We start from the raw sequence: 20,735 nt of genomic DNA on the forward strand, positions 1-20,735 counted from the left end.
AGAACCGCAGGGACGCAGGGATTTTGGTGATTCTGACTTCACGCCCTCTGCGCCCCTTGCATACTCTGCGCCTCTGCGCGAAAAAAATAGCTCTCTCAGAGTGGAAATTTTTTATCTCATAGCTGAGTTTATTTCGCGCAGAGCCGCAGAGGAGAAGTAATTACCTGAATAAAGCTGGCAGAACCGCTTTTGTCATTGCCCCGCAGCAAAGGCATGAGATCATAATTCCCGACATCCTGGAATATAAAACCCTGAAATGCGACCTCCACATGCATACTGTTTTTTCCTATGGACTGGTATGGCCAACAGTAAGGGTCGATGAAGCCTGTAACCTGCAGCCTGCAACCTGCAGCCTGCAACCTGCAGCCTGCAACCTGCAGCCTGCAGCCTGTAACCTGTAACCTGTAACTTGATTTCACTCATTCCGAATACTCATAATATTTTTTTGTTTTCTGTATGCTTTCATAAAATGGTGCGACTAAACAAAAGACCCTTATTTTTGTTTCTTTTTTATTTGTGAAATTCAACCAGATTTAAAATGAAGAGATTACTATTAGTTTTTGTTGCGCTTTCACTCATTGCAGCAACTGCCATTTCTCAGGAAAAGTATACTAAGCCTACTCTTGTTCAGAAGGCTGTTTATTTCGATAAAACACCTCCATTGCGCGACATGCCCGTGATCCTTCCCGGTCAACGCGACCGGAGCTGGAAAGATGGCGTCATTCAAAATGAATCTTTTGAAGGCGAGATACGCGAGATGGTCAGAAATAATCCTTTTAACGGCCCCGATGCCGCTGTTCAGTCATCACGCTCCTCCCGTTCGGTAATGGGCCCCCTGGTAAGCATGGATGGTACAGGGAACGTTAATGGTGTATATCCGCCGGATACCGATGGTGATGTCGGCCCTAACCATTATTTTCAGATGATCAATCTTTCGTTTGCCATTTATGATAAAAACGGAACCAAACTTTACGGTCCGGTTGACAACAGCACTCTCTGGAGCGGTTTCCCCGGCCCATGGAGCGGAACCAACGACGGTGACCCTGTTGTGCTCTATGATGAACTCGCCGACCGTTGGATCGCCACACAGTTCGCAGTAAATACCAGCAATGGAACCTACTGGGAACTGGTTGCAGTGTCGCAGACTCCCGACCCGTTGGGTGAATGGTATCGTTACGCTTTTCAGTTCTTTGCCTTTAATGATTATCCCAAGCTTGCTGTGTGGCCGGATGCTTATTACATGACATTCAATATGTTCGGATCATACACCCGTGTGGGGGTCGCCGCTCTTGAACGTGATGAGATGCTTGCAGGAAACCCCAATGCAAGAATGGTTTATTATGACCTTTCAGCCAGTACCTTCGGGATGCTTCCTTCGGATTTTGACGGAACTCCTCCTCCGGCAGGAACACCGGCTTATTTTGCGCACCTCAGGACTTTTGATAACCATAACCTGGAGATATACGAATTTGATGTCGATTGGAACAATACAGGAAACTCTTCCTTCACCCTTGTCAATACATTGACTCCTGCCACTTTCAGTTCCAGTCTGAACGGGATCCCGCAGCCGGGTACTTCCCAGAAACTCGATGACCTGGCTGTTTTCCTGATGTACCGGCTCCAGTACAGGAACTTTGGATCGCATCAGACGCTTGTGCTCAATCATACTGTTAATAACAGCGGCCGTGCAGGTGTGCGCTGGTATGAACTCAGAAAGACCGGTTCCAATTGGACGATCTATCAGCAAGGCACCTATTCTCCGGATATCACCCACCGTTGGATGGGCAGTATTGCTATGAACGGAAACGGTGACATCGCTCTGGGATTCAGCGCATCAAGCTCAACTGTTTATCCTTCTGTCCGTTACACCGGACGCCGGGCTGAAGATCCTCTGGGACAGATGACCGTCCAGGAAGTAGAGGTTATCACAGGATTAAGTTCCCAGACCTTCCTGAACCGCTGGGGTGACTATGCCTGCATGTCGGTGGATCCTGTTGATGATTCCACATTCTGGTTTACTCAGGAATATATGAAAGCATCCAACTGGGGAACAAGAATAGTTTCCTTTAATCTCTCACCTCTCGCACCACCCACCGTAAATGCCGGTGCTGATACCGCTATTTGCGAAAATATGCTATACCCCGCCAACGGAATTGTTACCTCTGCACAAAGTGTTTTATGGACAACCGCCGGCGACGGCTTTTTCCAGAATCCTAATAATATAAGCACTTTGTACCTGAGAGGCCCGCAGGATATTGTGAATGGCACTGTTATGCTTACCCTTACTGCACAAGGATATGAACCGGGTTTCGTTGCCAGCGACAGTGTACTGGTTACTGTTAACAAACTGCCATCGGCTTTTGCAGGAAATGATACTCTACTCTGTATCGGTGAAGTACTCTGGCTGGATCAGGCTTCGGCTATAAGCTATGACTCTTTGCTCTGGACTACCAGCGGGGACGGATCCTTCGATGATGCAACCCTGCTTAATGCTGTCTATACCCCGGGAAGTACTGATATCGCTGCTGGAACTGTTGACCTGACTCTCACCGCAAGCGGCAAAACTCCCTGTGCCGAATCAGATGCCAGCACGATCACCGTCACAATCGAAGAATGTACCGGCATTGGAGAGGTATCGTTGACAAGTCCTGAAATGACTATTATCCCCAATCCAAACACCGGAACTTTCAACGTGATCATGAACGGTAGCGGAAACATGACCTTGCAGGTATACGATTTAAGCGGACAAAACCTGTTTACCCACAGGCTTTCATCCCTGAAGGAAAACCACAGCAAAAGAATTGATATGTCTGCTTTCCCGAAGGGAATATATTTCATCACTCTCAGCAATGAGGATGCTCATCAGACCAGGAAACTCGTAATATATTAGTCGGTTGAAAATCTATGCAAATCTGTGTAATCTGTGTTTTACAATTAACCACAGATTACACAGATTTGCACGGATTTTTTATTGCGGTATATATATTTATTTAATTTTGAATGCGAAATCCCGGCATTTCACACCCTTGTGTTTAACTAATTTTAAATTTGATGAAAATATCTTACCGTTCATTATTATTGTGGTCTGTCATGGTATTGATTGCCTTTACCGCAGCCGGCCAGCAGGGGCCTCTTCGCATTGAACAGGCTTCTTATTTCAGGAAAACGGAACCGCTGAGGGAAATGAAAGTGATCCTTCCCGGGGAACGTGACCGCAGCTGGAAAGATGGAATCATCCGGAATGAGATGAACCTCATGATCGGTGACGGAAACATGGAAGGTTCCCAACCTCAAGGGCCTGATCCTGTTTTACAGGAATCGTTTGGCAAGTTGTACCACCGGGGGCCACATATGAATTTTGATGGCGTAGGTAATGTTAACGGTGTATTGCCTCCGGATACCGATGGAGATATTGGCCCTGACCATTATTTCCAGATGATCAATCTATCCTTTGCCATTTGGGATCGTGCCGGGAACAGGCTTTACGGACCTGTCGACAACAGCACCTTGTGGAGTGGGTTCATCGGATCCTGGACAGGCACGAACGATGGCGACCCTATTGTGCTTTATGATGAGCAGGCTGACCGCTGGCTTGCCAGCCAGTTTGCCATCAATACCGGCGACGGTACTTTCTGGCAACTCATTGCCATCTCCGAAACCGGTGACCCTCTTGGCTCCTGGTTTCAGTATGCATTCCAGTTTCCAGGATTCAACGATTATCCTAAAATTGGTATCTGGCCTGATGCATATTACGCGACATTTAATATGTTCGGAGAATATAACCGTACTGCCGCTGCCGCTTTTGAGCGCGACCGTATGCTGGCCGGTGATCCGGATGCCCGTATGATACTTTTCGATATGCCGCAAGGAACGATAGTGTTTAATGCCCTCCCTGCCGATTTTGACGGTGCGCCCCCTCCTGAAGGAACACCAAACTACATGATGTTCTTTAAAGACGATGCCTGGGGCTTCCCTTACGACCAGCTCCGGATCTGGGAGTTCAAAGCCGATTGGGATAACCCCTCGGCCAGCACGTTTACCGAGAAGTCCATCCTGCAAACCCAGCCTTTCACTTCACAGCTTTGTGAGGCCCCGCGTTGGCAGTGTATTCATCAACCCGCCACCGGTACAAGGCTGGAAGCCATATCCGACCGCCTTATGTACCGTCTCCATTACCGGAATTTTGGAAGCCATGCTGCCATGGTGGTTAACCATACCGTGAATGCCGATGGGGCTGGAAAAGCCGGAATACGCTGGTATGAACTAAGAGACGATTTTAACGGAAACGGATGGTATATCTACCAGCAGGGAACCTATGCCCCCGATGATAACAGCCGCTGGATGGGAACAATGGCCATGAACAGCAAGGGAACCATCGCCCTGGGCTTTTCCATTTCAAGCGATACCCTTTTCCCTTCTATGAGGTATGTCGGCAGAACCGCCGATGCCCCCCTCGGCGAAATGAACCTTGCTGAAATAGAGGTTATTGCCGGTAGCGGTTCGCAAGGGGCTTACAGCCGCTGGGGCGATTATGCAATGATGTCGGTAGATCCCCTGGATGATTCAACTTTTTGGTATACTCATGAATATTGCATCGGAGGATGGAAAACCCGGATTTGTTCGTTTGACTTTGGCCCCATTTCTGCTCCTCTCGTGAATGCCGGAAATGATACCGCCATTTGTGTTAACCAGGTGTTCTACCATACACCCCAGGCAGAATTTTATAAAAGCGTTCGTTGGACTACCTCCGGCGATGGAATGTTCCAAAACCCCAATAAACTGAATATGGCCTACCTCAGAGGTCCCCAGGATATTGCAAAGGGCTCCGTGGACCTTTCCGTGACCGTAACAGGATATCTCCCGGGGCAATCGGCCACGGATATGATGACCTTGTTCATTGATTCTCTCGTTACCGTTAGAGCAGGCAATGATACCACCGTTTGTACCTACAGCGTAGTACCGTTGAATGGCTACGCGAGGAACTATGATCAGGTAACATGGTCTTCTTCCGGCGATGGTTCTTTCTCTGATCCTTTTGTCCTTTCCCCTGTTTATTTCCCGGGAACCGCCGATACTGCAGCCGGTAGCACTGAACTGATGATAACCGGGATATCCACCGCGTGTGAGGATACCGCATCCAGTTCACTCGTGGTGACGTATGATCCCTGCTTTTCTATCGGGGAATTCAGGAATGATCCTTATATTATGGTAATTTACCCCAATCCAAACCCGGGAAATTTTACTGTTGATATTGCAGGAAAAAAAAGCAGTGTGATCGATCTTGAAATCCTGAATGCTTCCGGACAAAGCTTGTTCAAAGAAAGAATGCGTAATTTCAATGGTGAATACCTGCGTAATTTCGACCTGAACCTCCTGGGTAAAGGAACGTATTATGTCAGGATTACCGATGGCAGGCATGTTCAAAGCTTACCGGTGCTCATCCGGTAAGATACCATATTTTATACCCTTTCTAAATTATTGACCGGGTTCAATTTAGATGTATTCTAAGAAAATCCTGAATTCCTTATTATAAAAGGTTTTCAGGATTTTGTTGTTACAGGGTGTTTTATGCCTGTTGGTTAACAGGTTGTTAATCAATGTTTAATATGGTAGTAAAAAAGCTCCCAAATCATGGATGGGTGCGGCATTTATTTTAATTTTGCCTCTTGTTAATTCCCAAACAGCGCGATTTTCGCGTATTGAAACACAAAAAAGGAATAGTGCCGTGAACGATGTAATACTTTATTCTTTCATTTCCCTGAGTGCCATTGGCGTTGTTGCCGCCGTAGTTTTATACGTGGTAGCTCAGAAATTCAAGGTGATAGAGGATCCGAGAATCGATGTGGTAGAAGCGGCTTTACCTGCTGCCAATTGCGGTGGATGTGGTTTTGCCGGTTGCAGAAATTTCGCGGAGGCCATGGTCAAGGCGGTTAGCAAGGGAGAGAACCTCGACAATTTTAACTGCCCGGTGGGTGGTTCTGCAGTGATGACTAAAGTTGCGGGCCTGCTGGGTATGACGGTGGAGGAGAAGGAGCCCATGATCGCAGTGGTCAGATGCAACGGAAGCCGAAGCAATGCTCCGAAGAAGATAAATTATGATGGTCCTGCAACCTGTAGCTTTGCCCATAATCTCTATTCGGGAGAAAGCGGCTGCCCCAACGGCTGTCTCGGATTGGGCGACTGTGTAATATCATGCCAGTTCGATGCAATATTTATCGATGAAGAAACGGGCTTGCCGGTGGTAAATGATAAATGCGTTGCTTGTGGTGCCTGCGTCAAGGCTTGTCCGAGGGGTATCATCGAACTCCGGCCCAAAGGAAAGAAAGACCGTCGCATCTATGTGTGCTGCGTTAATGAAGAAAAAGGCGGCCCGGCCCGTAAAAATTGCGAAGTGGCCTGCATAGGTTGCGGAAAATGTGTGAAGGTGTGCCCTTTCGAGGCCATTACCATGGAAAACAACCTGGCTTATATCGATCCTGTGAAATGCAAACTATGCAGGAAGTGCGTAACGGAATGCCCCACCGGCGCCATACACGAACTGAATTTTCCTCCCAGAAAAGCCGAAACGGAAAAGAAAACCGAATCAGCCGGGGAATCCACTACCGCGGATAAAACTGAAGAAACCAAGGAAAAATAATAAAACATCAACGTATAATCCATATATACAGGATGAGTACTTTAAAAACTTTCAGTATTGGGGGAGTCCATCCGGCTGAGAATAAAATTTCTGCCGGCAGGGCCATTGAAGTGCTTGAACCACCTAAGCAAGCTTTTATACCGCTGAACCAGAACCTGGGAGCCCCGGCTAAACCGCTGGTCAATAAAGGGGATGAAGTAAAGGTGGGTCAACTGATCGCCAATGGTGAAGCATTTATCTCCTCCAACGTACATTCCTCCGTTTCAGGGAAGGTGCTGAAGATTGATACTATTACCGATACCAGCGGTTATAAAAGACCGGCTGTATTCATTACCGTGGAAGGTGATGAATGGGATCCCTCAATCGACAGGACCGAAACAATTATTAAGGATATTAAACTGTCGCAAAAAGAGATCATCGACAGGATCAAGGAGATGGGAATTGTAGGCCTTGGAGGGGCTACCTTTCCTTCCCATGTGAAACTGATGGTCCCTGACGGGAAAAAGGCGGAATACCTCCTGATCAATGGGGTAGAGTGCGAACCTTACCTGACTTCCGACCACCAGCTAATGCTGAGTAAGGGGGAAGAGATTCTTATCGGTACAAAGATCCTGATGAAAGGTCTGGGTGTACAAAAAGCATTCATCGGAATAGAAAACAATAAACCGGATGCTATCCGCCATCTAAGCGGATTAGCAGAATCCTTTGAAGGTATCACCATAGTCCCGCTGAAGGTGAAATATCCTCAGGGGGGTGAAAAACAGCTCATCAAGGCGGTGATCAACCGTGAAGTGCCTTCCGGAAAACTGCCTATTGAGGTTGGCGCTGTAGTTCACAATGTAGGAACTGCTTTTGCCGTTTATGAGGCTATCCAGAAAAATAAACCGCTCATCGAACGGGTGGTTACCCTGACAGGAAAACCGGTCAGCCGGCCTTCCAATTTCATGGTCAGAATTGGAACCCCGATTTCCCAGTTGTTTGAAAAAGCCGGCGGTCTGCCTGAAAATGCAGGAAAAATAATCAGTGGTGGTCCTATGATGGGTAAAGCTTTGATATCCCTGGAAACCCCGGTGGTCAAGGGTACTTCAGGCATCCTGGTTATGGAGGAAAAAGATTCTGCCAGGGTGGAAATTAAACCTTGTATCCGTTGCGGCCGCTGTGTTTCTGTTTGTCCTATGGGACTTGAACCCTTATTACTTTCTCAGCTGTCTAAAAGGGAAATGTGGGATAAGGCAGAAAATGAAAGGATCATGGATTGCATCGAATGTGGATCCTGCCATTATATTTGTCCTTCAGGCAGGCCTCTGCTTGATTATATCAGGCTGGGCAAGAACAAGGTTGGTCAAATCATTAGAAACCGAGGAAAAAAATAGCATATGAACATGTTGACAGTTTCGGGTTCCCCGCACGTCCATGGGGATGATTCCGTTAAAAAGATCATGTACGGCGTGGTATATGCCATGATACCGGCCATCCTGGTATCGGTGTATTTTTTCGGGCTCGATGCCCTTAAAATACTGGTCATTTCATCCGTTGCCTGTATCTTTTTCGAATGGATAGTACAAAAGTATATCCTGAAAGGACCAAACACCATTAATGACGGATCCGCTCTGGTAGCCGGAATACTCCTGGCATTCAATGTACCGGCCAACCTGCCGGTATGGATGATCATCGTCGGAGCATTTGTTACCATTGTTGTGGCAAAAATGTCTTTCGGCGGACTGGGAAAAAATCCCTTTAATCCCGCCCTGGTTGGTAGGATTTTCCTGCTGATCTCCTTTCCTGTGCAAATGACGTCCTGGCCCCTGCCAAAACCCGTTTTCGGTGGCACCGCCCTTATGGATGCAGTAACAGGACCGACACCACTCGGATTGATGAAAGAACAACTCAAGATGGGGCAGAGTATACCCGATATTATGCAAATGCCCGAAATGCCCGGATATATCAATGAACTTATGGGCAATCAGGGAGGATCTCTTGGTGAAATATCCGCTATTGCATTGATCCTGGGAGCTTTATATATGCTGATCCGTAAGATCATCACCTGGCATACCCCTGTGGCTTATTTGTTGACATTCTTTGCTTTTACCGGTATCATGCACCTCATCGATCCCATGCAGTATGCCAGTCCTTTCTTCCATCTGGTGACCGGCGGACTCATGCTTGGGGTTTTCTTCATGGCCACCGATATGGTCACAACTCCAATTGCCTTTCGGGGGATGCTGATTTTCGGAATCGGTGCAGGTTTGCTCACGGCCATCATCAGGTTGTGGGGGGCATATCCCGAAGGTGTGGCTTTCGCCATCCTGATCATGAATGGCTTTACTCCTTTGATAAACAGGGCCTTCAAGCCCAGGCGCTTCGGTGAAAAAGTGGCTCAGGCTTAATGATTAACGCTTTTTAATAAAAAAGATATGGCAAAAATAGAATCAACTTTTAAGAATATGGTGCTTACCCTGTTCATAATCACCCTGATTGCTTCTTTGTCGCTTGGAGGTATTTATAACCTGACTAAGGGCCCCATTGCCCTGGCTGAAAAAGCAGCACAGGAAGCTGCAATACGACAGGTTATTCCGGGTTTTGATGAGTTGAAAACTTTCAGGGTTCTGCCGGTGAATGGTGCCGACTCGCTGGTTTTTAACCAGGGAATCAAGGATGGAAATGTTGTGGGTACAGCCGTGCTTTCTTATTCCACACAAGGCTATGATCCTACTCCCATTAAGCTCATGGTTGGCATCCTTCCTGATGGAACCATATCTAATACAGAAGTAATTCAGCAAAAAGAAACACCGGGTTTGGGAACTAAAATGTCGCTACCGGAATTCAAGGATCAGTTTATGAATATAAATCCAAAGGATTTTACGTTGAAAGTGAAAAAAGATGGGGGTCAGGTGGATGCAATCACAGCAGCAACCATCAGTTCAAGAGCATTCTGTGATGCTGTGGAAAGAGCATATCTAACTTATGAAAACATTAAGGAGGAAAGCAAATGAACCAATGGGTCAATTTTACCAAGGGATTTGTAAAAGAGAATCCGGTATTCAGTTTGTTGCTGGGGCTCTGTCCCACGCTTGCGGTAACATCTTCTGCCTTTAATGGATTTGGAATGGGTATAGCAACCACGTTTGTATTATTGTCTTCCAATATGGTTGTTTCCCTGATCAAAAATCTGATTCCCAATAAGGTAAGAATACCATCTTTTATCGTGATAATTGCTTCTTTTGTAACCATAGTGGAACTGGTGATGCAGGCTTATGCTCCTTCATTGTTTGCAGCCCTGGGAATCTTTATTCCACTCATCGTGGTCAATTGTCTTGTGCTGGGTAGAGCTGAGGGCTTTGCCTCCAAACAGGGATTCTTCTCATCCCTGATCGATGGACTTGGGATGGGTCTCGGATTTACCTTTGCCCTTACTTTACTCGGTTCCGTAAGGGAAATGCTGGGTGCAGGTTCCATCTTCGGTTATAAATTTGTTCCCGGTGATGCCATCCTGGTATTTATCCTTCAACCGGGAGCGTTCCTCGTTCTTGGTTACCTCATTGCCATGTTCAACAGATTCAAAAAAACCGCTTAAATCAATAAGATATGGAATATTTTATTATAATCGTCTCCGCCATTTTCGTTTCCAATATCGTATTGGCCCAATTCCTGGGTATTTGCCCCTTCCTGGGTGTATCGAATAAGGTTGACACAGCCGCCGGTATGAGTGGTGCCGTTTTGTTCGTAATGACTATCGCAACTGTCGTTACCTGGCTTATTTATAATTATGTGCTTGCCCCGCTTAATATCACCTTCCTGCAAACCATAAGTTTTATCCTGGTGATAGCAGCTTTGGTCCAGATGGTTGAAATTATTCTGAAAAAAATAAGCCCCCCTCTGTATCAGGCCCTGGGAATTTTTCTGCCTCTTATTACAACGAACTGTGCTGTGCTCGGTGTTGCCCTGCTAACCATCGCCAAAGATTTCAACCTCCTGGAAGGGGTTGTTTTTGCCATTTCTAATGCTTTGGGTTTCGGTCTGGCTATGCTACTTTTCGCCGGACTACGGGAACACCTCGACCTTATGGAAGTCCCTAAAGGAATGAGAGGCGTACCGATCGCACTCGTTACCGCAGGAATTCTTGCCCTTGCTTTTATGGGATTTGCAGGAATGGTCTGATCATACGTCAAAAGAGTCTTTGAACCCGGCTTGCATGCTTGCCGGGTTTTTTTATTTTTGTATGTTAAACCAAAACAACCTCCATGCATAAGGAAATATTACTGATGACAACTATGATCATGGGCTTTTTTGCTATCATGAATCCTATTGCCAATACACCCATTTTTCTTGGCCTTACCTCGAACCTTGATAGAAAATCACAAAGACAGGTGGCCGTGAAATCTGTTATGTATGCATTCATAATAGTCACAGTGTTTATCATCCTGGGAAAATTTATTTTTAAACTTTTTGGAATAACCCTACCGGCTTTTCAAATCACCGGTGGCATTTTATTGTTCTGGGTAGGTTATAATATGTTGCAGGGTAAGAATGCAGAAGCCCACAACCCGCCAAAAGAAGAGAGTGATGAGATCCAGGCCGAGGCCTCTGATCCCGATTCTACCCTGAACATAGCTTTAACGCCTTTGGCAATACCTATCCTTGCAGGTCCCGGCACTATTGCAACTGCAATGAACTTCGCAGGATTAAATTCGGTACTTCCCTGGTTGATCCATATTATTTCCGTTATTGCCGCTTTTGCTTTGATGTGTTTTATTACCTTTATCCTGTTTATATCCGGAAACAGGATCGTTTCATTTCTTGGTAAGCATCTGATTAGTGTAATATCGAAGATCATGGGGCTTATTCTCGCAGTTATTGCCACGCAGATGGTCCTGTCAGGAATAAAAAATGCAATAGACCTGTTATATAAATAATACTTTATGTCTCTTGATGTTGTCATAGAATTCGATAAAGTCCCGATCTACCAAAAAGATAACCTGGTGTTAACCGAGGTTTCCTTTCAGATTGAAAAAGGTGAATTTGTATACATAATCGGCCGGACGGGAAGCGGCAAAAGCTCCCTGCTGAAAACCATTTATGCCGAACTGCCTGTGCTGGAAGGAAGTGCACGGGTGGTAGATCATGACCTCCGTAAACTGAGATCCCGCGAAGTGCCTTTCCTGAGAAGAAAGCTCGGTATTGTTTTCCAGGATTTTCAGTTGCTTACAGACCGTAATGTGAACGAAAACCTCTTATTTGTCATGAAAGCCACCGGCTGGAAAGACAAACGAAAGATGGAGGAGCGCATGCAGGATGTGCTGGAAAAAGTCGGCCTCGGAACCAAAGGGTTTAAAATGCCACACCAGCTTTCCCAGGGCGAACAACAACGTGTGAGCATAGCCCGTGCTCTCGTTAATGATCCTGATATCATCCTGGCTGATGAGCCTACAGGTAACCTCGACCCCGAATCATCCAAAGGTATCATGAGGCTTTTGTTCGATATTCGCACTGCCGGCAGGGCCGTGGTTATGGCTACTCACGATTATTCATTGTTTCAGGATTTTAAAGCACGTACCCTGAAATGTGAAGATGGAAACCTTCTGGAATTAATAGATTAACTCGATCAAATGGTCGGCATTGGAATCATTGCTGTACAGATCCTGAAGAATTTCTTCCCTCTTGATAATCTCCTGCCGGTCAAATTCCCTCCCGGATAATTCCGCCAGCCTGGCCTTCAATTCAATTGCAGTGTTCCCGGTGATGCATAGACCGTTAAGCCTTGTCCCGTTCAGCATCTTGTCGTTGACAAGACAAAACCTCCCATTATACAGCGTGTTCAGCAGTTTCAACTTTAAACCGGTCGCCTGAAAGGTAACCAGAATGTTAACGTGGGCGTCGCGGATTAACCGGAACATCGTCTCATCATCCGGGTTCTCAATGATTTCCACATTGGTCATACCGGAGGCTAACTTTTTAATATACAACGGTGGCTTCATTCCTGCAATGACCAGCTTTTGATCGAGGTCGTTAAAGACTTCTGTCATCAAAAATTGTGCGGCATGGGCATTCTCCGGAACCTCAATGTTACCGTGATATAGTACATATTCTCCTTTTCCACCTTTAACAGAAACCTGATCGTTGGGATGGAAACTGGGGAGATAATAAACCTTGTTATTCCTGAAATGTTTTTTCAGGTATATAGTGTCTTTCTGCGAAACTACCAGCATGAGATCGGCATGGCGCAAAACGCGCTGATATAATCTCAGTTTCATACTGGCAGTGAGGAAATACAACTTGTGAAGAAATTTCCTGTCGACTTTGAACAGATTGAAATAATATCTATGCTCAATATTGCTTTCCCGGTAAATCTTTTTCCTCGATTGCAAGGCCTTGTGGGAGATGTAAAAACAACTGTGTAAGCCTTCAAACAAAATAGGGTAATCGTCTTTCAGGAGTTTATCAAGCATTTCCTTCGAACGGCGGCTCGACACAATATAGGGTTTCAGGCTCAGGGCAGAGATAAATCCCATCTTCCTGGGATAATAATGAACTTCTTCACAATATTGATTCAATTCATCGGCACGGTCACGTCCGGGATATTCAATGCAATGAAGATGTATCCTGATCCCCTTGGCATGTAAGGCCTTTATCTTGTAAAAAACATCGATAACTCCCCCGTAATTAGCCGGATAGGGAACGTCGAAGGAGATGATATGCAGATGCCGTTCAGACAAAGGGACTGTATATTTGTTTTAGTTTATTTTCTTCCTTTTCCCAGCACAGTTCTTTCGCAGCAAATGTAAGATTTTCTTTCCAGATTGCCATTCTCTGCCTGTCACTCAACATGTTTAGCAGGCAATCCGCAATGTGCCGGGGATCATGGTTTTGTATCGTCATGCCTATATCGTATTTTTTGATGATCTTCTTAACTTCTACCAATGGGGATGCCAGGATGGGAAGTCCGGCATGTATGTAATCAAACAGTTTGTTGGGCAGGCTAAACCGGTAATTGATGTTGGTGTCTTTGTCGAGGCTTATACCAATGTCGGCCAGGATGGTATACTGTCTCACCTTTTCCAGGGGTTGCCTGGGGATGAATTTTACCTTTTCTTCCAGGGATAAATCCCTGACCATGCTCTTAAGAACGGGAAGCACATCCCCATCGCCAACGATCAGGAAGATGCTATCCTCCATATAGGTCATTGCTTCCACCATTTCCTCGGCTCCCCGCTGTATGTTGATGCCGGCACCCTGCAACAGAATTATATTTTTGTCGTCCGGTAATCCCAGTTCCGCCCGGGAAAGCTTTGGCTGAACCTTGCCGGAAGCGGGAATATTGCGGATAACATGCGGCCGTATACCGTATTCCTGCTCGTAAAGCCCTGCGATGGACTCATTGACGGTGTACACGGTTTTTAACTTCGGAAAGATTTGGCGTTCAAACCACTTCCATATTGACTGAACCCGTTTCCGGTTCACCAACTCCGGGGTCTCTGTGAAATATTCGTGGCTGTCGTGGATGAGCGGCTTGCGCTTTATCCGTGAGGCAAGGTAATTCGCCGGAAGGGTGTCGAGGTCATTGGAAACCAGGATGTCGGCCCGGTGAAAGAGGAGATACAGAAACAAGCGGATATTGTATTCGGCATAGAATAACGCTCCTTTGGAAAAAAGCAGTTTCATCCGGTGCATGCGGTAATCCCTGGGCTGCAGTGGCAGACTGCCCTTTTTCCTGCGCCCTACCAGCATTACCTCAAACCCCATCCCTGTGAGGGTTGTGCATATACGGTCGAGACGCTGGTCGGTCACAAGATCGTTAATGACAGACAGGACTGCTTTCTTCAAGGTCGTTGGTTTGGATTAAATGCTAATTTAGTATTATTAGCAAAACGTACCATTCCCGTTTCTATTTTTCTGCCGGAAAGGTTTATCTTTGAAGTGATGCAACTGCTTGAAAATATATCATTAAAAGGTCTGAATACCTTTGGTTTGGATGCGTCAGCCCGGTATTTCAGCCATGTCTTTTCCGAAACCGATCTGCTTCATATCCTGGAATTATATAAGAAAAACAGTCTGAAGGATCTTCTCATCCTGGGTGGGGGTTCCAATATCCTTTTTACCCGGGATTTTCCCGGTTTGGTAGTTTTAATCGATAACAAAGGCATTTCTGAAGAAGAAGGAGACAACGGGCATGTGATGGTTAAGGCTGCTGCCGGGGAGATTTGGGATGATCTGGTAAGCTATTGTCTCTCGAAAGGCTATGGTGGCCTCGAAAACCTTAGTATGATACCGGGAAAGGTTGGGGCAGGACCGATTCAAAATATAGGGGCCTACGGAGTAGAGCTGAAAGACCATTTCTACGCATTGCAGGCTGTGGAGATTGAAACAGGAAATATCATGTCTTTCTCCGCGGAGGATTGCCGCTTCGGTTACCGCGACAGTGTTTTTAAACAGAAACTCCAAGGTAAATATATTATTACTTCGGTGACTTTCAGACTTGATCGCAATCCACAGCTTAACATCTCCTATGGTGCCATAGCTTATGAATTGATGCAGGATAACATAGTTTTCCCGGGAATCCGTGATGTAGCCGCGGCCGTTAGAAGGATCCGCTCCTCCAAATTGCCCGATCCTGAAATCACAGGTAATGCAGGCAGTTTTTTTAAAAATCCTGCGGTATCCACGGATTTTTTTGAGGGATTAAAGGCTGATTATCCTGATATCCCGGGATACCCTCAACAGGATGATACCGTTAAACTTGCCGCCGGATGGCTCATTGAACAATGCGGATGGAAAGGTTATCGTGAAGAGGATGCCGGAGTTCATGAAAAGCAGGCCCTGGTACTGGTGAATTATGGAAAAGCTTCAGGAAATGATATTTTTAACCTCTCCGAAAGAATCAGATTATCGGTGCTGGAAAAATTTGGTGTTGAGCTGGAGAGGGAAGTGCGTATTATTTAAACCACAATAGTCACAGTAGAACACATTAGTAATAAACCACAATAGTCACAGTAGAACACAGTAGTAATAAACCACAATAGTCACAGTAGAACACAGTAGTTTTTTATAATACTAAAGTGTTAATATCTTCATTGTTTTATAGTTATGGAGGTATTTGATTAGTCATAATATATCTCTAATGTGCTCTATTGTGACTATTGTGGTTTATTACTACTGTGCCTATTGTGGTTCAAAGAAAATTCTAAATCTACATTGCTTTTCATCTCCGATTGAACTAAATTTGATTTCACTTTAAACCGGCTTAAAGAGTATATTTAGCAATATGAGCAAAGCCTGGCACTTCCTCCGGCACAACCTGGAAGCATTTGTCTGGATTATCGCACTGTTCTCGCTGGCCATGACCGATCCGGGATGCGATCATTTCAGCCTGTGCCCGCTAAAGAACCTGGGCTTTGAGTATTGTCCGGGCTGCGGACTGGGACATTCTATTTCCTGGTTCTTCAGGGGTGAACTGCTGAGGTCATTTGAAGCTCACCCACTGGGAGTTCCGGCAATAGTTATACTTTTATACAGGATCGTCAATATTTTCTATAAATATAGAAAGGATTTAATCACACAAAAATCATTAACGTAATGGCAAACATTTATCAGTATTTACCTGAGCTACAGGGAAGAGAACTTGTTTTGGTGCAAAGCCTGACCAAGGAGTATACCGAGTCCCAGATCCAGACTTTTGCAAATATTTACCGGACACGCAGACGTGATCCTCAAATGATCCTGCTGACCACATTATTGGGCTTTATAGTGGTTGCCGGCGTGCAACGCTTTCTCGTCGGTCAGATCGGTATGGGATTGCTTTACCTGTTTACAGCCGGGCTGTGTTTCATCGGAACCATTATTGACCTGATCAATTACCAGGATCTGGCATATGAATATAACCAGCGCATGGCGCATGAAACTGCCGGAATAGTTAAGGATATTAAATAACTCCAACGAGTTCATTTACATCTTTAACCCCGTATTTTTCGCAGTATTCAACAATACCGTCGATGATCCTTACGGAAACGGAGGGGTCGATGAAATTGGCGGTTCCTACTTGTATGGCTGTTGAACCTGCCAGCATGAATTCTATGGCATCCGTGGCATCCATGATACCGCCCATGCCGACAACCGGTATTTTAACGGCTTTATAAACCTGCCATACCATCCTGAGGGCAATGGGTTTGATGCAGGGACCGGATAAGCCTCCGGTGATGGTCGACAGGATGGGCTTGCGTTTTTCTGCGTCTATGGCCATTCCCAGGAATGTGTTCACCAGCGACACGGCATCTGCCCCCGCGTCTTCCACGATCCGGGCCATCTCATCGATGTGGGTCACGTTAGGAGATAGCTTAACAATAAGAGTCTTTTTATAGACTTTCCGGACTTCTTCTGTTGCTTCCCTGGCCGATTTAGGATTGATGCCGAAGGCCATGCCGCCCTCCTTAACATTGGGACAGGAAATGTTCAATTCAATGGCTTCCATTCCCTCCAGATCATTCAGCTTCTCGGAAACGGCTATATAGTCTTCGATCGTACTTCCATTGACATTGGCAATGATTTGAGTGCCGGAGTCTTTGATGGCCGGGAAAATATGTTCGATGAAATGATCGATTCCCTTATTTTGTAAACCTACAGAATTCAGCATGCCGCTTGCTGTTTCAGCCATACGGGGGTAATTGTTGCCTTCCCGGTTGTGCAGAGTCAAGCCTTTCACAAAAATCCCACCCAGCCTGCTTATGTCCATGAAATCATTGAATTCCTGCCCGTATGCGTAAGTCCCGGAGGCCGTGGTAACCGGGTTCTTCAGCTTAAGATTTCCGATGTTGACATTCAGGTTTACCATAACAACTCTTTTATGTTGAATACAGGTCCGTCGGTGCATACACAGCGTTTGCCGGTTGTGGTATCGGTCACACAGCAGAGGCAGGCCCCGAAGCCGCAGGCCATAGTGTTCTCAAGGGAGGCCTCACACCCGGCAGCTTTCCGGCGGGCAATGGCAGCAACGGCTTTCATCATGGGATCAGGCCCGCAGGTATATATTTTCCGGTAAGGAAAACCTTCTTCCTGGAATACAGGATGGTCTGTTACCATTCCTTTAACGCCCGCTGATCCGTCTTCGGTGGTAGTCAATACGTTCCCATAGCGCCCAAATTCCTCCGTAAGGTACACATCTGCAGATGTTCGCCCTCCGATAAGGTAGGTCGCAGGGACTCCCTTTTCCTGCAATGCTTTGCCAAGGAGCAGGAAGGGAGCTATTCCGGAACCTCCTCCGACAATGAGGACCGGACCTTCGTTGCTGACCGTAAAATGATTGCCCAAAGGGTACAGGATGTTTACCGTCTCGCCCTGCCGGAGATTGCCCAGTCCGGCTGTGCCTTTACCAATGACTTTTACAAAAAATGTAAGGGTATTGTAAATGGTATCTGCATCATATATCGAAAACGGCCGGCGCAGGAAAACACCGGGGTTTCCCGGAACCTTGATTTCGGCGAAATTACCCGGCAGGATAGGAGGGATGCTCTCTTCCGAACGGAACTCGATCAGGAAGCTGTTGTCGCTGAGCCACCGGTGACCGGCTACTTTAAAATCCTGGACTCTTTTCATTCTGTTGTTTACAAAAATGTCCCGCTTGTACGGGACATCAGTTATTCCTTCTTTTCCTCTTCCTTATCTTCTTCCGTTTCCTCCGCTTTTCCCGTATCACCTGCTTCGGGCTTGTCTTTTTCTTCCTCAGTACTCTCTTCTTCGGTAAAATCAAGCATTTCTTTTTCCAGGAGGAGATTATACCAGGTCAGGACTTTCTTGATATCCGAATGATAAACCCTGTCGCGGTCGTATTCCGGAAGCACTTCCTCGAAAAAGGCGCGCACTACTTCCGTTTCGCCCTTAGGGTCGGGAGCCGGCCCACCTGCCTGCTTCTCATGGATCTTCTTCAACACCTCCTTCAAAGGGATATCATCATTCTCAATGAAAATGCTGATCTCTTCCAGCGAGCTTATCTTTTCATGCGCAAAAGCGGGAAAACGCTTGCCGTCAGTAAGGGATTCCACAATAGCACCAGTCTTGGTCTGGGAAACCAGTTTATATAACCCCGGCTTTCCTGAAATGGCTAAGATTTCCTTTAGGTCCATTGATGTATTTTTTGCAAAAATAGGAAAAATTGTAATTAGGTTTTTATTGCCGGATTAAATGGATAATCGAACAGTCAATCGTAATAACATGATTGTAGATACAAAATTGAAGACTTCCTGTTCTAAAAAGATACCACCCCATTTCACGCAAACGTCTGTAAATCATGCAGCTTCTTGTATATACCGTTTTTATTTAACAGATCCTGGTGGTTGCCGCGCTCCACGATCTCGCCTTTTTGCAGCACGATGATCTCATCGGCAAACTTGATGGTGGAAAGCCGGTGGGCGATCACTATGGAGGTCCTGTTGCTCATTACCTTGGCCAGGGCATCCTGGACAAGCCTTTCCGATTCGGTATCCAGGGATGATGTTGCTTCGTCCATGATCAGGATCGGAGGGTTGCGCAATACGGCACGGGCAATGGAGATGCGCTGCTTCTGCCCGCCCGAAAGCTTGGTGCCCCGGTCACCGATATTGGTCTGGTAGCCTTCCGGCATCTGCACGATGAATTCATGGGCATTGGCGATCCTCGCCGCTTCAATGATATCCTCTTCACTCACATCTTTCAGGCCGAAGGCGATATTGTTGAATACCGTGTCGTTGAACAAAATGGATTCCTGCGTAACAATCCCCATCAATGCCCTCACATCACTGATGCGGTAATCCCGGAGATCTACCCCGTCGATCATAATGGAGCCTTTTACCACATCATAAAACCTGGGTAATAAATCAACCAGGGTGGATTTCCCCCCGCCCGACTGCCCGACCAAGGCAATGATCCTGCCCTTGGCCACCTCCAGGTTGATATCTTTCAGGACAAACTGTTCTTCGTAGCGGAAAGAAACATCCCTGTATTCAATATTTCCCCTGAATTCGGTAATGGTTTTCGCATCAGGCTTTTCTTCGATCACCTCCTCGGCATCCATGATCTCGAAGATCCTTTCGGCGGAGGCTATCCCTTTCTGGATACTGTAAAACCCTGTGGCAAATGTTTTGGCCGGAGGGATGATCTGGGAAAACACCGCGATATACGTAATGAATATTTCTGCGCTGATGCCTGATTTTTCACCCAACACAAGGTTGCCTCCAAACCATAAAACAAAAATGATCACCACCGAAGATAAAAATTCACTCAGGGGTGAAGAAAGATCCCTGCGTCGGTAAATGCCCATGGAGAGGCTGGAATAGGATTCATTCTGATCCTTAAACTTGTTATTCAGGAAACCAATGGCATTAAACGCTTTGATAATCCTCAAACCCGATATGCTTTCTTCAATGGTGGATAACATGGCAGAAAAACGGGCCTGCCCTGTCCTGGATCTTTTTCGCAATGTCCGCCCTATCCTTCCGATCACATACCCGGTAACCGGAAGTACGATAATGACAAACAATGTCAATTGCGGGCTCATGCTCAGGAGAAAAATAAAATAAGCTATAATGGTAATGGGATCACGGATGATCATTTCCATATAATTCATAATAGAATATTCCACTTCCTGAACATCCGTGGTGACTCTGGCTATAATGTCTCCTTTTTTCCTGGAGTTGTAAAAAGATAATGGCAGGATGAGCATTTTTGAGAAAATCTCACTCCGTATATCCTTTACTGCGCCAATCCTGACATTGGCCAGGAAATACATAGAAAAAAAACGGGCCAGATTCCTGAGAAAAAATGCTGCCAGCAAGGCTATGCAAATGAGAACCAATGCATTTGCAGGGCCCTGGGAGATGATTACCTGGCTCATGTGATAGTTCAAAAAGTCAATCAATGCATCGGAGCTGAAACTGAATTCCGGTTTATCTGTCACCAGGTTTCCCTTTTCAAACAATAATTTCAGGAAAGGGGCAAGCATGGCAAAAGAAAACAGCGAGAACACAATGGTGAGCAGGTTGAAAAGAACATTCAGAACTGCGAAAAACCAATAGGGTTTTATGTATGCCAGGATACGGTAATAACTCTTCATGCAGTGGTATTTCTTCTGTTTTCA

Annotated in this window: 20 protein-coding genes; 13 read left to right on the top strand and 7 right to left on the bottom strand. The window is 46.0% G+C overall.

Annotated features, from left to right (window positions below; translation table 11 throughout):
• Positions 1–128: 128 nt before the first annotated feature.
• On the bottom strand, positions 129–419 hold the full coding sequence (locus tag KKA81_11065; protein ID MBU2651465.1) for a hypothetical protein: 291 nt from the start codon (positions 417–419) through the stop codon (positions 129–131).
• A 119-nt stretch (positions 420–538) separates the two neighbouring features.
• Between KKA81_11065 and KKA81_11070 the strand changes: the two genes are divergently transcribed.
• The 10 genes from KKA81_11070 (at position 539) to KKA81_11115 (ending at position 12,234) form a co-directional block, all read left to right on the top strand.
• Positions 539–2,890, top strand: a complete 2,352-nt coding sequence (locus KKA81_11070; protein MBU2651466.1) for a T9SS type A sorting domain-containing protein — start codon at positions 539–541, stop codon at positions 2,888–2,890.
• Between the two features lie 161 nt (positions 2,891–3,051).
• Complete coding sequence (locus tag KKA81_11075; GenBank protein ID MBU2651467.1) at positions 3,052–5,448, top strand: T9SS type A sorting domain-containing protein; 2,397 nt, start codon at positions 3,052–3,054, stop codon at positions 5,446–5,448.
• Positions 5,449–5,635: 187 nt separating this feature from the next.
• Positions 5,636–6,637 (top strand): RnfABCDGE type electron transport complex subunit B, encoded by a 1,002-nt coding sequence (locus tag KKA81_11080; protein ID MBU2651468.1) that lies wholly within the window; start codon positions 5,636–5,638, stop codon positions 6,635–6,637.
• 32 nt (positions 6,638–6,669) lie between these two features.
• A complete protein-coding gene (gene rsxC, locus KKA81_11085) occupies positions 6,670–8,010 on the top strand; it encodes an electron transport complex subunit RsxC (protein MBU2651469.1) in 1,341 nt (446 codons plus the stop codon).
• Between the two features lie 3 nt (positions 8,011–8,013).
• The gene (locus KKA81_11090) at positions 8,014–9,024 is read left to right on the top strand and encodes an RnfABCDGE type electron transport complex subunit D (GenBank protein ID MBU2651470.1); all 1,011 of its coding nucleotides are present in this window, start codon (positions 8,014–8,016) and stop codon (positions 9,022–9,024) included.
• Positions 9,025–9,051: 27 nt separating this feature from the next.
• Entirely contained in the window at positions 9,052–9,630 is a 579-nt protein-coding gene (locus KKA81_11095) for an RnfABCDGE type electron transport complex subunit G (protein MBU2651471.1), read from the top strand.
• Positions 9,627–10,211 carry an electron transport complex subunit E gene (locus KKA81_11100; protein ID MBU2651472.1) on the top strand — a complete coding sequence of 195 codons (585 nt, stop codon included), beginning with the start codon at positions 9,627–9,629 and terminating at the stop codon, positions 10,209–10,211. The genes KKA81_11095 and KKA81_11100 overlap by 4 nt, the downstream gene beginning before the upstream one ends.
• 11 nt (positions 10,212–10,222) lie before the next feature.
• Positions 10,223–10,795 (top strand): electron transport complex subunit RsxA, encoded by a 573-nt coding sequence (rsxA, locus tag KKA81_11105; protein MBU2651473.1) that lies wholly within the window; start codon positions 10,223–10,225, stop codon positions 10,793–10,795.
• Positions 10,796–10,878: 83 nt separating this feature from the next.
• A complete protein-coding gene (locus KKA81_11110; protein ID MBU2651474.1) occupies positions 10,879–11,550 on the top strand; it encodes a MarC family protein in 672 nt (223 codons plus the stop codon).
• A gap of 6 nt (positions 11,551–11,556) precedes the next feature.
• Complete coding sequence (locus tag KKA81_11115) at positions 11,557–12,234, top strand: ATP-binding cassette domain-containing protein (protein ID MBU2651475.1); 678 nt, start codon at positions 11,557–11,559, stop codon at positions 12,232–12,234.
• On the opposite strand, the gene KKA81_11120 is transcribed toward KKA81_11115, so the two are convergent.
• Both KKA81_11120 and KKA81_11125 read right to left on the bottom strand, forming a co-directional pair.
• Positions 12,223–13,350, bottom strand: coding sequence for a glycosyltransferase family 1 protein (locus KKA81_11120; protein MBU2651476.1), 1,128 nt, complete (start codon positions 13,348–13,350; stop codon positions 12,223–12,225). The genes KKA81_11115 and KKA81_11120 overlap by 12 nt on opposite strands.
• Positions 13,343–14,458: a glycosyltransferase gene (locus KKA81_11125; protein MBU2651477.1), complete on the bottom strand. Its 1,116-nt coding sequence runs from the start codon at positions 14,456–14,458 to the stop codon at positions 13,343–13,345. Before KKA81_11125 ends, KKA81_11120 begins: the two co-directional genes overlap by 8 nt.
• Positions 14,459–14,554: 96 nt before the next feature.
• On the opposite strand from KKA81_11125, the gene murB reads away from it, so the two are divergent.
• From murB to KKA81_11140, 3 genes are all read left to right on the top strand, one after another.
• Positions 14,555–15,574 (top strand): UDP-N-acetylmuramate dehydrogenase, encoded by a 1,020-nt coding sequence (gene murB, locus KKA81_11130; GenBank protein ID MBU2651478.1) that lies wholly within the window; start codon positions 14,555–14,557, stop codon positions 15,572–15,574.
• A gap of 322 nt (positions 15,575–15,896) precedes the next feature.
• Complete coding sequence (locus KKA81_11135) at positions 15,897–16,208, top strand: DUF2752 domain-containing protein (GenBank protein ID MBU2651479.1); 312 nt, start codon at positions 15,897–15,899, stop codon at positions 16,206–16,208.
• Positions 16,208–16,561: a TM2 domain-containing protein gene (locus KKA81_11140; protein ID MBU2651480.1), complete on the top strand. Its 354-nt coding sequence runs from the start codon at positions 16,208–16,210 to the stop codon at positions 16,559–16,561. The genes KKA81_11135 and KKA81_11140 overlap by 1 nt, the downstream gene beginning before the upstream one ends.
• Here KKA81_11140 and KKA81_11145 read toward each other — a convergent pair.
• From KKA81_11145 to KKA81_11160, 4 genes are all read right to left on the bottom strand, one after another.
• Positions 16,554–17,459 (bottom strand): dihydroorotate dehydrogenase, encoded by a 906-nt coding sequence (locus KKA81_11145; protein MBU2651481.1) that lies wholly within the window; start codon positions 17,457–17,459, stop codon positions 16,554–16,556. The genes KKA81_11140 and KKA81_11145 overlap by 8 nt on opposite strands.
• Positions 17,453–18,220, bottom strand: coding sequence for a dihydroorotate dehydrogenase electron transfer subunit (locus KKA81_11150; protein ID MBU2651482.1), 768 nt, complete (start codon positions 18,218–18,220; stop codon positions 17,453–17,455). The genes KKA81_11145 and KKA81_11150 overlap by 7 nt, the downstream gene beginning before the upstream one ends.
• Positions 18,221–18,261: 41 nt before the next feature.
• A complete protein-coding gene (locus tag KKA81_11155; protein MBU2651483.1) occupies positions 18,262–18,747 on the bottom strand; it encodes a DUF5606 domain-containing protein in 486 nt (161 codons plus the stop codon).
• Between the two features lie 143 nt (positions 18,748–18,890).
• Complete coding sequence (locus KKA81_11160; protein MBU2651484.1) at positions 18,891–20,711, bottom strand: ABC transporter ATP-binding protein/permease; 1,821 nt, start codon at positions 20,709–20,711, stop codon at positions 18,891–18,893.
• Between the last annotated feature and the right edge of the window lie 24 nt (positions 20,712–20,735).

The sequence above is a fragment of the Bacteroidota bacterium genome (assembly GCA_018831055.1).
Lineage (GTDB): Bacteria > Bacteroidota > Bacteroidia > Bacteroidales > B18-G4 > M55B132.